The sequence below is a fragment of the Streptococcus mitis genome, from assembly GCF_047460035.1.
Lineage (GTDB): Bacteria > Bacillota > Bacilli > Lactobacillales > Streptococcaceae > Streptococcus > Streptococcus mitis_DW.
This window is the reverse complement of sequence record NZ_JASHHB010000011.1, coordinates 60,217-73,049: the sequence shown is the minus strand read 5'-3', so window position 1 is coordinate 73,049 and position 12,833 is coordinate 60,217. Positions and strand designations below refer to the sequence as shown.

At 40.8% G+C, this 12,833-nt stretch carries 14 protein-coding genes and 1 pseudogene; 11 read left to right on the top strand and 4 right to left on the bottom strand.

Features of this window, described 5'->3' with window-relative positions:
* Window positions 1–122: 122 nt before the first annotated feature.
* Window positions 123–326: pseudogene (locus QM956_RS09510) on the top strand (VOC family protein); the annotation flags it as partial.
* Window positions 327–491: 165 nt separating this feature from the next.
* Here the strand turns inward: QM956_RS09510 and QM956_RS09505 are convergent.
* On the bottom strand, window positions 492–836 hold the full coding sequence (locus QM956_RS09505; RefSeq protein ID WP_000913393.1) for a lipopolysaccharide assembly protein LapA domain-containing protein: 345 nt from the start codon (window positions 834–836) through the stop codon (window positions 492–494).
* A gap of 326 nt (window positions 837–1,162) precedes the next feature.
* Between QM956_RS09505 and QM956_RS09500 the strand changes: the two genes are divergently transcribed.
* The 3 genes from QM956_RS09500 to manA all read left to right on the top strand — a co-directional run bounded on the left by QM956_RS09500 (window position 1,163) and on the right by manA (window position 4,056).
* A complete protein-coding gene (locus tag QM956_RS09500; RefSeq protein ID WP_001291473.1) occupies window positions 1,163–1,423 on the top strand; it encodes a SemiSWEET family transporter in 261 nt (86 codons plus the stop codon).
* Window positions 1,424–1,551: 128 nt separating this feature from the next.
* A complete protein-coding gene (locus tag QM956_RS09495; protein ID WP_261008894.1) occupies window positions 1,552–2,991 on the top strand; it encodes a 6-phospho-beta-glucosidase in 1,440 nt (479 codons plus the stop codon).
* A gap of 120 nt (window positions 2,992–3,111) precedes the next feature.
* Window positions 3,112–4,056: a mannose-6-phosphate isomerase, class I gene (gene manA, locus QM956_RS09490; protein ID WP_033687200.1), complete on the top strand. Its 945-nt coding sequence runs from the start codon at window positions 3,112–3,114 to the stop codon at window positions 4,054–4,056.
* Window positions 4,057–4,096: 40 nt separating this feature from the next.
* Here the strand turns inward: manA and QM956_RS09485 are convergent, their stop codons facing one another.
* Window positions 4,097–5,437, bottom strand: a complete 1,341-nt coding sequence (locus tag QM956_RS09485) for a sodium-dependent transporter (protein WP_414302467.1) — start codon at window positions 5,435–5,437, stop codon at window positions 4,097–4,099.
* A 234-nt stretch (window positions 5,438–5,671) separates the two neighbouring features.
* On the opposite strand from QM956_RS09485, the gene QM956_RS09480 reads away from it, so the two are divergent.
* Window positions 5,672–6,412 (top strand): MerR family transcriptional regulator, encoded by a 741-nt coding sequence (locus tag QM956_RS09480; RefSeq protein WP_414302466.1) that lies wholly within the window; start codon window positions 5,672–5,674, stop codon window positions 6,410–6,412.
* Window positions 6,413–6,453: 41 nt separating this feature from the next.
* On the opposite strand, the gene aao is transcribed toward QM956_RS09480, so the two are convergent.
* Window positions 6,454–7,629 carry an aminoacetone oxidase gene (gene aao / locus QM956_RS09475; protein WP_414302465.1) on the bottom strand — a complete coding sequence of 392 codons (1,176 nt, stop codon included), beginning with the start codon at window positions 7,627–7,629 and terminating at the stop codon, window positions 6,454–6,456.
* A 57-nt stretch (window positions 7,630–7,686) separates the two neighbouring features.
* Window positions 7,687–8,532 carry a DegV family protein gene (locus tag QM956_RS09470; RefSeq protein WP_004256807.1) on the bottom strand — a complete coding sequence of 282 codons (846 nt, stop codon included), beginning with the start codon at window positions 8,530–8,532 and terminating at the stop codon, window positions 7,687–7,689.
* A 124-nt stretch (window positions 8,533–8,656) separates the two neighbouring features.
* On the opposite strand from QM956_RS09470, the gene QM956_RS09465 reads away from it, so the two are divergent.
* The 6 genes from QM956_RS09465 (at window position 8,657) to QM956_RS09440 (ending at window position 12,776) form a co-directional block, all read left to right on the top strand.
* Complete coding sequence (locus tag QM956_RS09465) at window positions 8,657–9,214, top strand: TetR/AcrR family transcriptional regulator (protein ID WP_023943134.1); 558 nt, start codon at window positions 8,657–8,659, stop codon at window positions 9,212–9,214.
* An 18-nt stretch (window positions 9,215–9,232) separates the two neighbouring features.
* Window positions 9,233–9,700, top strand: coding sequence for a deoxycytidylate deaminase (locus QM956_RS09460; protein WP_000136976.1), 468 nt, complete (start codon window positions 9,233–9,235; stop codon window positions 9,698–9,700).
* 89 nt (window positions 9,701–9,789) lie between these two features.
* A complete protein-coding gene (gene upp, locus QM956_RS09455; RefSeq protein ID WP_000515974.1) occupies window positions 9,790–10,419 on the top strand; it encodes a uracil phosphoribosyltransferase in 630 nt (209 codons plus the stop codon).
* Between the two features lie 173 nt (window positions 10,420–10,592).
* Window positions 10,593–11,183, top strand: coding sequence for an ATP-dependent Clp protease proteolytic subunit ClpP (gene clpP, locus QM956_RS09450; RefSeq protein ID WP_000613471.1), 591 nt, complete (start codon window positions 10,593–10,595; stop codon window positions 11,181–11,183).
* Between the two features lie 78 nt (window positions 11,184–11,261).
* A complete protein-coding gene (locus QM956_RS09445) occupies window positions 11,262–11,549 on the top strand; it encodes a YlbG family protein (RefSeq protein WP_084929762.1) in 288 nt (95 codons plus the stop codon).
* A 66-nt stretch (window positions 11,550–11,615) separates the two neighbouring features.
* Complete coding sequence (locus tag QM956_RS09440) at window positions 11,616–12,776, top strand: ABC transporter substrate-binding protein (protein WP_084929763.1); 1,161 nt, start codon at window positions 11,616–11,618, stop codon at window positions 12,774–12,776.
* Window positions 12,777–12,833 lie beyond the last annotated feature (57 nt).

Sequence of the window (12,833 nt, the reverse complement as noted above, 5' to 3'; positions counted from 1 at the left end):
TATGATTCTTTCTAATGAGTTGTTTCGTCGCTTTTCATTATAGATCTTATGGGACTTTTTTTCTACACAAAAATAGGCTCCATAATATCTATAGGGGATTTACCCACTACAAATATTATAGAGCCAATCATTTGATTCCTTTGGAAGATTTTCAGTCAGGAATCATTCTTCATATCGAGGTTGAGGATGTAGACCAGAATTACCAACGGTTGAAAGAACTTGGTATCCAGGTTTTAAACGGACCAACTGTAACCGATTGGGGAACAGAGTCCTTATTAGTTAAAGGGCCTGCTGGTCTAGTGATTGATTTTTATCGTATGAAGTAGGTAATTCTATTATCAAATTTTTTATCTAAACATTCTTGGAGTGAAACTTAAAAAGATCGGAGCAATTCGATCTTTTTTGTATTTATGCGACTTTCAGTCCGTCTCGCTCCGTTAGGTGCGAGACAAAAAACCACCCGTTTTCACGGGTGGTTATGATTTCTACACTTATTGTTTGGCTTCCTGTTTTAATTGTTGCACCTGTTCCTCGTACTGGACAAGCTCCCTGTCTTTTATATTGATAGTCGCTTCTGCTTCAGCAATGCGGCTTCTCAGATCTTGAGTCTTGTTATGGTGATAGCTAATACCAATAGCACTACCAGCAATGATCCCGATTACTAGACAAGTAAAAATCACCAAAATCAAGGGAGCAGATAGTTGTGTAAAGACAAGACTGACAGTTACTGTTTGACGATTGAGTAGACCAAATGAGATCACAATGACTAATAAGCTCAAACCGCCAATTAGATAAGCCTTATCTTTCAGTGACAATTCATTAAATTTTTTTAGCATAAGTTCCTTTTCTCCTGACTATGTTGATAGAAAACTACACACCATTTAGGTATTAACAAAATTCATTTTACTAGAAAATTTCGATACTGTCAATAATTTCTAACGGCTTATTTACCATCAATCAATCGATTCATTGAAAAGGAGTATTCATTTTCTAATATTTGATTGAGTAAACAGAACGGAGCAATTCGGTCTTTTTTCTGTTCCCTCTTTCTTATAACAAGATTGTGATAGTTTATATCTTTATAACAAAAGTTTTAAAGACTTGATTGTTTTGAAAGAATATTTTAAAATAAGATTCAGTAAAAATGAAAGAGGTTTTGAAAATGTCTGAAAAACAAATGAAAATTTTAGGTTGGGTAGCGACCTTTATGTCTGTTATGATGTATGTGTCTTACTTCCCACAAATCATGAACAATCTGGCTGGTCAAAAAGGAAATTTCATCCAGCCCTTGGTTGCTGCCATCAACTGTAGTCTCTGGGTTTACTACGGTCTTTTCAAAAAAGAAAGAGATATCCCCCTTGCTGCTGCCAATGCACCAGGTATCGTTTTTGGCCTAGTGACAGCTATTACAGCTTTGATTTAAAAAGAAGACTGGTTTCAGTCTTTTTTTCGTACATTTGAGCAAGCTCAGGACATCATTACCCAGATAGTTCCAAACTTTTTGTCCCCTTTTTAGTATAATAGAACTAGCAAATCAAGTGAGGTAAAGTGATGACAGAAATACTACAATTTCCAGAGGGCTTCCTCTGGGGTGGTGCTACGGCAGCTAATCAATGTGAGGGTGCTTATAATCTCGATGGGCGTGGTTTAGCTAACGTTGATGTGGTACCCATTGGACCAGATCGTGAAGCCATTATCACAGGTCAGAAAAAGATGTTTTCGTTTGAGGAGGACTATTTTTACCCAGCCAAAGAAGCCATTGATATGTACCATCATTACAAGGAAGATATTGCTCTTTTTGCAGAGATGGGCTTTAAGACTTATCGACTTTCCATTGCTTGGACTCGGATTTTTCCTAAGGGCGACGAAACAGTGCCAAATGAAGCTGGTCTAGCCTTTTATGAGGACTTGTTTAAGGAATGTTATAAGTATGGAATCCAACCTCTGGTTACCATTACGCATTTCGACTGTCCTATGCACTTGATTGAAGAATACGGTGGTTGGCGCAATCGTCGGATGTTAGACTTCTATGAAAAACTTTGTCGCACACTCTTTACCCGCTATAAGGGCTTGGTCAAATTCTGGCTAACCTTCAATGAAATCAACATGATTCTCCATGCACCCTTTATGGGAGCTGGACTCTGTTTTGAAGAAGGAGAAAATCAAGAACAGGTTAAATATCAGGCTGCCCACCATGAGCTAGTAGCTTCAGCCCTTGCGACGAAAATTGCCCACGAAATTGACCCAGAAAACAAGGTGGGATGTATGTTGGCAGCAGGGCAATACTATCCTAACACAGCCCATCCGAGAGACTACTGGGCAGCCATGGAGGAAGACCGCAAGAGTTACTTCTTCATTGATGTTCAAGCGCGTGGGGAATACCCAAACTATGCCAAGAAGCAGTGGGAGCGTGAGGGGATTGAGATTCAAATGACGGCTGAGGATCTGGACTTGTTGAAGAACAATACTGTTGACTTTGTTTCCTTCTCTTACTATGCAAGTCGAGTGGCGTCAGGTGATCCAGAAGTTAAAGAATTAACTGCTGGAAATGTTTTTGCCTCTCTCAAAAATCCTTATCTTGAATCCTCAGAATGGGGATGGCAGATTGACCCACTTGGCCTTCGCATCACCCTCAATGCCATCTGGGATCGTTACCAAAAGCCTATGTTCATCGTAGAAAATGGACTCGGTGCTATGGATACACCGGATGAAAATGGTTATGTAGCAGATGACTATCGGATTGCTTACTTAGAAGCTCACATCAAGGCTATGCGAGATGCCATTTACCAAGATGGAGTTGACTTGCTTGGTTATACGACTTGGGGCTGTATCGATCTGGTTTCAGCTGGAACAGGCGAAATGAACAAGCGCTATGGCTTTATCTATGTGGATCGAGATAATGCTGGTCATGGAAGCCTCAAACGTAGCAAGAAGAAATCCTTCTACTGGTACAAGGATGTCATTGCCAGCAATGGTGCAATCATTGAGTAGATCACATTTATTCACTATTTTTATAAAATCTTCTCCCTACTTTATAAGATGTGAAAAAGAGTTCAACTGGAACTCTTTTTTTGCTATAATGAGGGGAGAAAAATCAGACAGGAGATCGACATGTCAGAACCATTATTTTTACAATCAGTTATGCAAGAAAAAATCTGGGGTGGTACCAAGCTACGTGATGAGTTTGGCTACGACATCCCAAGTGAAAAAATCGGAGAATATTGGGCCATCTCAGCCCATCCAAATGGTGTCTCTAAAGTTGCCAATGGTCGCTACGAGGGAACAGATCTTGCTACTTTATATGCAGAGCACCGTGAATTGTTTGGCAATCGTCCAGAACCTGTATTTCCACTGTTGACTAAGATTCTGGATGCTAACGACTGGCTCAGTGTTCAAGTTCATCCAGACGATGCTTACGGACTCGAGCATGAAGGCGAACTTGGAAAAACAGAATGCTGGTACATCATCGCTGCGGATGAAGGTTCAGAGATTATCTATGGTCACAATGCCAAGTCAAAAGAAGAACTCCGCCAGCAAATTGAGGACAAGAACTGGGATGCCTTGCTTACCAAAGTACCTGTTAAGGCTGGAGATTTCTTCTATGTTCCAAGTGGCACCATGCATGCTATCGGAGCAGGCATCTTGATTCTTGAAACCCAGCAGTCTAGTGACACCACCTATCGTGTCTATGACTTTGACCGTAAGGATGATAATGGTAACTTGCGTGAACTTCACCTTGAAAAATCCATTGATGTCTTGAACATTGGTGAGCCTGCAAATAGCCGTCCTGTAACTGTTAAAGCAGATGATTTGCGTTCCACTCTCCTTGTATCCAATGATTTCTTTGCAGTTTACAAGTGGGAAATTACTGGAAAAGTTGACTTCGAAAAGACAGCTGACTACAGCTTATTCAGTGTCTTAGCTGGTCAAGGTCAGCTTACTGTTGACGGGAAAAACTATCCAATTCAAAAAGGTAGCCACTTTATCCTACCAAGTGATGTAGAAGCTTGGACCTTGGAAGGACAAGATTTGGAATTGATTGTTAGCCATCCATAAAAAAGAAAGGGCTTGAGTTTATTACTCAAGTCCTTTTTGATTACATAAATTGGGCGATGAAAACCACGATGATGATGATTGGAATGATGAAACGAAGAAGGAAGAGCCAGACTTGGAACAGTCCCTGTTTCCATGCTGTTTCATCGAGATGGAGTTCCTCCATTGCAAGAGCCTTTTTAAAGATATAGCCTGTAAAGAGTGAAAGGCAGATAGCTCCAAATGGCATAAGGAGATTGGAGACCAAGAAGTCCATAGCGTCAAAGAAGGTCTTCCCAAAGATGTGAACATCCGCCATGACACCGTAAGATAGGGCTGAAGGAATTCCAAAGACAAAGGTCAAGATTCCTAAAATGGCACTCCATTTGGCACGTTTGCTGTTGTCCTGATTGGTGATATTGCCCACATTGATTTCCAGCATAACGACAGAAGAAGTGACTGTCGCAAAGAGGAAGAGCAAGAGGAAGAGGATGTAGAAAATGGTTCCAAAAGGCATCTTGTCAAAGAGTTGAGGCAAGACGATAAAGAGCAGGCTCGGTCCTCCTTCAGATTGGATATTGAAGGCTGACATGGCTGGGAAAATGGCTAGACCCGCCATGATGGATACCGAGATGTTCATGGCTACAATAGAAATTCCTGACTGGACCAGATTGGTTTTCTTATCCAAGTAAGAAGCATAGGTCAGCATGGCTGTAACCCCTAGTGAGAGGGCAAAGAAAGATTGTCCCAGAGCATAGAGGAGACCAGCACTCGTCAGTTTTGAAAAGTCTGGTTTGAGGAAGTAAAGAACCCCTTCCATGGCATTTGGCAAACTGAGAGAGCGTCCGATGATGACGACAAAGATGATAAAGAGCAGAGGCATCATGACTTTCGATGCTCTTTCAATCCCTTTTTGAACACCACGTGATACAATAAAGATGTTCAATAAGATAAAGGCCGCTTGAGCTCCTAGAGCAATGGCTGGATTTGAAATGATTGAAGTAAATAACTGAGCATAATCACCCGTTCCACCAAGTTGGAACAATTTTCCAAACTCAATGCCTAGATAGACTAAAATCCAGCCCCCAATAACACTGTAAAACGATAAAAGGATAAAGAGGGCAAAGGCACCAATCCAACCGATAAAGTTATAATTGCTATTCTTGCCGAGTTTTCCAAAGGTTTTGATAGCTGAAACACCAGCACTTCGGCCGAGGGCAAACTCAGCTAGCAAAAGGGGGAAACCGATTAAAATAGTGGAAATGAGAAAGACCAGTAAAAAGCCTCCTCCACCGTTAGCAGCAGTCATGTAGGGGAATTTCCAAACGGCACCAAGTCCGATGGCTGAACCAGCAGATGCTAGGATAAAGCCCAGTTTAGAACCCCATTGCGATTTTTCAGACATAGTTAAACTCCTAAAATTAGTGTTCCAAAAGAAAAAGCTACTGCCCTTGGCAAATAGCCTCATCAGTACTCAAGATGAGCCTTTCTTTTGATTGATAGACTTGACTATCCTATCATGTTTTCTAAGGTCTGTCAAGAAAACCATTTTCATGTTATGATAAAGTAAAAAATTTCGTAAAAACGCTTGACTCTGACCTGAGGGGAGGGGTTATACTATCAATGTAAGGAGGAAATCATGTACCATATAAAAGAAGCTGCGCAGCTTTCAGGTGTCTCTGTCAAGACCCTGCACCACTACGATAAGATAGGACTTTTGGTTCCTTTAAAGTCGGAAAACGGCTATCGAACCTACAGTCAGGAGGATTTGGAACGCCTTCAGGTCATTCTTTACTACAAATATCTAGGTTTTTCTTTAGAAAAAATAGCAGAGCTATTAAAGGAAGAAAGGACTGATTTATTGCCCCACTTGACTAGACAGTTGGACTATTTGACCAGAGAAAGGCAACATCTGGATACCTTGATTTCAACCTTGCAAAAAACCATTCAAGAACAAAAAGGAGAAAGAGAAATGAGCATTCAAGAGAAATTTGCTGGATTTAACTACCAAGACCATCAAAAATACCACCAAGAGGCGGTAGAGAAATATGGACAAGAAGTGATGGACCAAGCGCTCGAGCGCCAAAAAGGTCACGAAGACGAAGCTACGGCTGCCTTCAACCAAGTCTTTCAAGCATTGGCACACAATCTTCAAGCTGGTCTGCCCGTAAAAGCAACTGAGAACCAAGAGCAAGCAGCCAATCTCTTGCAAGCCATTCGTACCTATGGATTTGACTGCTCAATTGAAGTATTCAGTCATATCGGAAAAGGCTACGTCTATAACCCAGAGTTTAAGGAAAACATTGACAAGTTTGGTTCTGGAACAGCCCAGTACACATCAGATGTGATTTTTCATTATGTCCAAACTCAGACAAAATAAAATCGGAGGAGTGATCTTCCGATTTTTCAACTTTAGAGTTTTTAATCGTAATGCAGACTTCCTGCCACCCAACCACTGCAGAGGGCAGAAGTGATGTTAAAGCCACCTGTGTGAGCATTGATATCCAGTACCTCGCCCGCAAAGTGGAGGCCAGGGACCAGCTTACTTTCTAGAGTTTTAGGATTGATTTCCTTGAGACTGACGCCACCCTTGGTAACAAATGACTTGGCAAGAGACATTTTACCAGTTACAGGGATTTTGAGATTTTTGATAGACTGGAGCAGTTGTTCGCGTTCCTTTTCAGTCAGTTGTTTGACTTTGTCAGGATAGCCTTGCACAAAAAATTCTGCCAAGCGTTCTGGAAACAAGTTTTTTGAAGCATTTTTCAAGGATTTTTCCCGATTCTCTTCTAGAAATGCAGCCAAGTCCTTCTCAGAAAGTTGAGGCAAAACATCTAGTGAGAGAACCTCCCCACCCTTGACAAAACTAGACATACGCAGGGCAGCAGGGCCTGACAAACCAAAGTGGGTAAAGAGCAAATCATGAGTGATGACATGCTTACCATAGCTTAGGGTCACATCGTCCAGTGAAATACCCTGCAAGACCTTGTGTGGAAAATCTGTCAACAAAGGACTTTCAGCAGCCTCAAGCTCGGTAATGGTGTGTTTAAAATGACGGGCAATCTCGTGACCAAAACCAGTCGAACCAGTAGAAGGATAGGATTTCCCACCAGTTGTGACAATGAGTTTCTCACAAGTGAATGTTTGGTCTGTGGATTTAAGGATAAACTGATTTTCTACCTTTTTAACCGAAACAATTTCTGTTTGAGTGAGAACTTGTCCGCCTAGCTCAGCGATTTTCTTTTCCAAGGCTTCAATAATGGTACGAGACTTGTCACTAGCCGGAAAGACGCGGCCGTGGTCTTCGACCTTAAGTTTAACACCATTTTCAGTAAAAAAGTTGATGATATCATGGTTATCAAATTGGGAGAAGACACTGTAGAGAAAGCGCCCATTTCCAGGGATGCCAGCTAGTAGGTCGTCCAAGCTACCATTGTTGGTCACATTGCAGCGTCCCCCACCAGTCCCAGCTAATTTTTTTCCAAGTTTCCGATTTTTTTCGATGAGGAGGGTTTTCTGTCCATAAAAGCTACTGGAAATCGTAGCCATCATACCAGCAGGACCTCCACCAATGACAATAGTATCAAAATGTTTCATAGCTCTATTGTACCACAAAAAACAAGAGATGATGGTCACCTCTTGTCAAGAATGCAATTAATCAATTTCATATCCCATCAGCAAACCGCCATCTTCCGCATAAAAACTGCAGAGACCAGATGTTGGGAGAATTTTAATATCCGCCTGTGGGAAGGTTTCATGGATTCGCTCTGAAAGCTGTTGGCAACATTTCTCGTTATTGCGTTGAGCCATGACAATACGGCCACCAGCATATCCAGCCTTGACTAATTCTTCATAGGCAGCTTGAACTGATTTCTTTGGTCCTCGTGCTTTTTGTAGCAATTCGAGAGTTCCAGTTTCACTAGCTTCTCCGACCATACGGATATTTAGAAGGCCAACGACCGTACCGATAAGCTTGCTCAAACGGCCGTTCTTCACCAAGTTATCGACTTTGGCTAGGACAAAAAGTAACTTGGTTTTTTCTTGATAGGCAGTGATAGCTTCAACCACTTCTTCAAAAGATAAGCCCTGGTCAATCAAGTCATTCAATTTTTCTACGAGCAAGTCAACTTCCCCACCAGCAGACAAACTATCAATCACATGAATCTTAGTGTCAGGATGTTCTTCCAGATAAATATTTTTTGCTAGTTGAGCACTATTGTGGCTGCCAGAAAGAGTACCAGTGATGGTTACTAGGAAAATGTTTTTGGCTCCTTCAAATGCTCGCAAATAATCATCTGGGCTTGGACAAGCTGATTTTGAAGCTTCTGCAGTTGCATACATGGTTTCCATCATTTGGTCAATGTCAAGATTGGCATCATCAACAAAGACCTGATCAGCTACTTGAATGGTTAAGGGGACACTTACAAAGGTCGTGTCAATAGCTGGTGTTGCCAGTTGACGATAATCACAACCAGAGTCAGCAATAATCTTCCAAGTCATAGAAATTCTCCATCTTTGTCAGTTATACATTGACAAAGGTTCTGTCTTTTTTTACAATTATATCATGAAAACCCTTGAAACAAAAGCCTTATCTGTCTGTTGTGACAAGTAGAAAGAAAATGTTATGTCTGAACGTAGAATCTCTGAAAAATCTCTTGAAAATCTCAGAAAATCAAACCAAGAATCCAATTTATTAACTAGAGAAGCCATCGAAACAGCCCTCTTGCAGCTCTTGGAAAAAAAGGACTTGACCAAGATTAGTATTTCTGAATTGGTCAAACGTGCAGGCGTTTCGCGTGCGGCTTTTTATCGCAATTATGATTCTAAAGAGGAGATTTTAGAAAGCGTCTTTAAACGAACTGTCCACAATATTATGGAACAGTTGCATCATTATGATTTAAAGACAGACCTTTATCTGGTCTGGGTTCACCTTTTCCGAGAAGCAAGAAAGGAAGCCAGAGTGATTCAACTGGCCTTGGATTACCATCTGGAAAAAATCTTTATCCAAGCTATGCAGGAATTTCTAGAAAAATACCATGGGAAATCAAAAGGTGTCAGCTCTTATCTTCATTCCTTCTGGAGTTCAGCCATCGTCTCAGTCCTTTTAAAATGGATCAAGGATGGCATGAAGGTACCTGCTGAAAAGATTGCGGATTTACGGTTACCATTTTTTAAAAAATAGAGAAAAAGGAGAAGAGATATGACTGAAAAAAGACTAGCATGGGATGAGTATTTTGCAGCCCAAGCCTTACTAATTGCCAATCGTTCCACTTGTAAACGTGCCAAAGTGGGTGCGATTCTGGTTAAGGATAATAAGGTAATTTCCACTGGATACAATGGTTCGGTGTCAGGTACCGAGCATTGTATTGATCACGAATGTCTGGTCATTGAAGGCCACTGTGTTCGCACCCTTCACGCTGAGGTCAATGCTATCCTTCAAGGTGCAGAACGTGGTGTTCCTAAAGGCTTTACAGCCTATGTAACCCATTTTCCTTGTCTGAATTGTACCAAACAATTGCTTCAGGTCGGTTGTAAGCGTGTGGTTTATATCAACCAGTACCGAATGGACGACTACGCCCAATACCTTTATCAAGAAAAGGGAACAGAATTGACTCATTTACCACTTGAGACAGTACAGACAGCTCTTAAAGAGGCTGATTTAATGTGAAAAATTATCAAAAATAAATGGTTTAGAAAGATTTTTAAACCGTTTTTTGGTATAATAAGAAGAATAAATTGAAAGAAGGAATTCCAAAAATGGGAAAAATTGAAGTTATTAATCATCCACTGATTCAACACAAATTGTCAATCTTACGTCGTACAGATACTTCTACAAAAGCTTTCCGTGAGCTAGTAGATGAGATTGCAATGTTGATGGGATATGAAGTACTTCGTGATCTTCCACTAGAAGATGTGGAAATCGAAACACCAATCACAAAAACAGTTCAAAAACAATTGGCAGGTAAGAAATTGGCTATCGTTCCAATCTTGCGTGCAGGTATCGGGATGGTTGATGGACTTTTGAGCTTGGTTCCAGCTGCTAAAGTTGGCCACATCGGTATGTACCGTGATGAAGAAACGCTTCAACCAGTTGAGTACTTGGTGAAATTGCCTGAAGATATTGACCAACGTCAAATTTTTGTGGTAGACCCAATGTTGGCAACAGGTGGTTCAGCAATCTTGGCTGTTGATTCTCTTAAAAAACGTGGCGCATCAAATATCAAATTTGTCTGCCTTGTATCAGCACCAGAAGGTGTAAAAGCTCTTCAAGAAGCTCATCCAGATGTAGAAATCTTTACAGCAGCCTTGGATGAACGTTTGAACGAACACGGTTATATCGTTCCAGGTCTTGGAGATGCTGGAGACCGCTTGTTCGGTACGAAATAAGATCGAAAAGAAGAATGACTTGGAAAAGAAGCTCCAGTCACGAAAGGAGGTTGAATTTTTGTTTCTGTCTAATGAAAACAGAGCAAAAATTTGACCTTTTTTGACCAAGATATTATAATAGTCTTATCTTCAGTCATTTGACCAACAAAATTAAAACTCAAAAGGAGAAATAAATGATTCCTGTAGTTATTGAACAAACAAGCCGTGGAGAACGTTCCTACGATATTTACTCACGTCTTCTCAAAGACCGCATCATTATGCTGACAGGTCCCGTTGAAGACAATATGGCTAACTCTGTTATTGCCCAATTGCTTTTCTTAGATGCCCAAGATAGTACAAAAGATATTTACCTTTATGTCAATACACCTGGTGGTTCTGTTTCAGCTGGTTTGGCAATCGTTGATACCATGAACTTTATCAAGGCAGATGTCCAAACTATCGTTATGGGGATGGCTGCATCTATGGGGACTGTCATCGCGTCAAGTGGAGCAAAAGGTAAACGTTTCATGCTTCCAAATGCAGAGTATATGATCCACCAACCGATGGGTGGTACAGGTGGTGGTACCCAACAAACTGATATGGCGATCGCTGCAGAACACTTGCTTAAAACTCGTAACATCTTGGAAAAAATATTGGCTGAAAATTCAGGTCAGTCAATCGAAAAAGTCCATGCAGATGCAGAACGAGATAACTGGATGAGCGCCCAAGAAACACTTGAATATGGCTTTATTGATGAAATCATGGCCAACAATTCATTGAATTAATGATGAAAGAAGGCAAACTCGACTGGGTTTGCTTTTTTTGGTATAATAGTGAGAGATTTCTTAGAAAGAGGATTTATCATGTTTGAAAAAGTCAAACGATCTGGCTTGATTATCTATCTTTACTATAATCGTGATGCCAAAAAACTGCAGGATTATGGAGATATTACCTATCATTCCAAGAAACATCGTTACTTACAACTCTATGTTCCAACTCAAGAAGTGGAGCAATTGGTCGGGCGCTTGGGCAAGGAAAAGTTTATAAAAAAAGTCAGAGTTTGTCATATCCAAGAGCTGGAAACACCCTTTGTGGGCAATCTTTATCGAGAGGAAAACGTTATCATCGAAAAAGTTCAAGAAAAGTGTTGACAATTTTCTGATAATTCGGTATATTCTTAACATGCTATTTATTTAAGAAATAAGGAGACAAAAAAGATGAAGAAAAAATTTGCCCTATCGTTTGTGGCGCTTGCAAGTGTAGCACTTCTTGCAGCCTGTGGAGAAGTGAAGTCTGGAGCGTCAAACGCTGCTGGTAACTCAGTAGATGAAAAGACAATCAAAATCGGATTTAACTTTGAAGAATCAGGTTCTTTAGCTGCATATGGAACAGCTGAACAAAAAGGTGCCCAATTGGCCGTTGATGAAATCAATGCTGCAGGTGGTATCGATGGAAAACAAATCGAAGTAGTCGATAAAGATAACAAGTCTGAAACAGCAGAGGCTGCTTCAGTTACAACTAACCTTGTAACCCAATCTAAGGTATCAGCAGTCGTAGGACCTGCGACATCTGGTGCAACTGCAGCTGCGGTAGCTAACGCTACAAAAGCAGGTGTTCCATTGATTTCACCAAGTGCGACTCAAGATGGATTGACTAAAGGTCAAGATTACCTCTTTATCGGAACTTTCCAAGATAGCTTCCAAGGAAAAATTATCTCAAACTATGTTTCTGATAAATTGCAAGCTAAGAAAGTTGTTCTTTACACTGACAATGCCAGCGACTACGCTAAAGGGATTGCCAAATCTTTCCGCGAGTCATATAAAGGTGAAATCGTTGCAGATGAAACTTTCGTAGCAGGTGACACAGACTTCCAAGCAGCCCTTACAAAAATGAAAGGGAAAGACTTTGATGCTATCGTTGTTCCTGGTTACTATAATGAGGCTGGTAAGATTGTAAACCAAGCGCGTGGTATGGGAATTGACAAGCCAATCGTTGGTGGTGATGGATTCAACGGTGAAGAGTTTGTACAACAAGCAACTGCTGAAAAAGCATCAAACATCTACTTTATCTCAGGCTTCTCAACTACTGTAGAAGTTTCAGCTAAAGCAAAAGCTTTCCTTGATGCTTACCGTGCTAAGTACAACGAAGAGCCTTCAACATTTGCAGCCTTGGCTTATGACTCAGTTCACCTTGTAGCAAACGCAGCAAAAGGTGCTAAAAACTCTGGTGAAATCAAGGATAACCTTGCTAAAACAAAAGACTTTGAAGGTGTAACTGGTCAAACAAGCTTTGATGCAGACCACAACACAGTCAAAACTGCTTACATGATGACCATGAACAATGGTAAGGTTGAAGCAGCAGAAGTTGTAAAACCATAATAGAAAAATGTTGAAATAGGGAATGAGCCTCTGACTCACTCCCTGTTTCGGTGTTTA

Bases quoted from the DNA above. Each gene is read 5' to 3' on its own strand.
- QM956_RS09505 (WP_000913393.1), bottom strand. From the start codon at position 836: ATGCTAAAAAAATTTAATGAATTGTCACTGAAAGATAAGGCTTATCTA.
- QM956_RS09500 (WP_001291473.1), top strand. From the start codon at position 1,163: ATGTCTGAAAAACAAATGAAAATTTTAGGTTGGGTAGCGACCTTTATG.
- QM956_RS09495 (WP_261008894.1), top strand. From the start codon at position 1,552: ATGACAGAAATACTACAATTTCCAGAGGGCTTCCTCTGGGGTGGTGCT.
- manA (WP_033687200.1), top strand. From the start codon at position 3,112: ATGTCAGAACCATTATTTTTACAATCAGTTATGCAAGAAAAAATCTGG.
- QM956_RS09485 (WP_414302467.1), bottom strand. From the start codon at position 5,437: ATGTCTGAAAAATCGCAATGGGGTTCTAAACTGGGCTTTATCCTAGCA.
- QM956_RS09480 (WP_414302466.1), top strand. From the start codon at position 5,672: ATGTACCATATAAAAGAAGCTGCGCAGCTTTCAGGTGTCTCTGTCAAG.
- aao (WP_414302465.1), bottom strand. From the start codon at position 7,629: ATGAAACATTTTGATACTATTGTCATTGGTGGAGGTCCTGCTGGTATG.
- QM956_RS09470 (WP_004256807.1), bottom strand. From the start codon at position 8,532: ATGACTTGGAAGATTATTGCTGACTCTGGTTGTGATTATCGTCAACTG.
- QM956_RS09465 (WP_023943134.1), top strand. From the start codon at position 8,657: ATGTCTGAACGTAGAATCTCTGAAAAATCTCTTGAAAATCTCAGAAAA.
- QM956_RS09460 (WP_000136976.1), top strand. From the start codon at position 9,233: ATGACTGAAAAAAGACTAGCATGGGATGAGTATTTTGCAGCCCAAGCC.
- upp (WP_000515974.1), top strand. From the start codon at position 9,790: ATGGGAAAAATTGAAGTTATTAATCATCCACTGATTCAACACAAATTG.
- clpP (WP_000613471.1), top strand. From the start codon at position 10,593: ATGATTCCTGTAGTTATTGAACAAACAAGCCGTGGAGAACGTTCCTAC.
- QM956_RS09445 (WP_084929762.1), top strand. From the start codon at position 11,262: ATGTTTGAAAAAGTCAAACGATCTGGCTTGATTATCTATCTTTACTAT.
- QM956_RS09440 (WP_084929763.1), top strand. From the start codon at position 11,616: ATGAAGAAAAAATTTGCCCTATCGTTTGTGGCGCTTGCAAGTGTAGCA.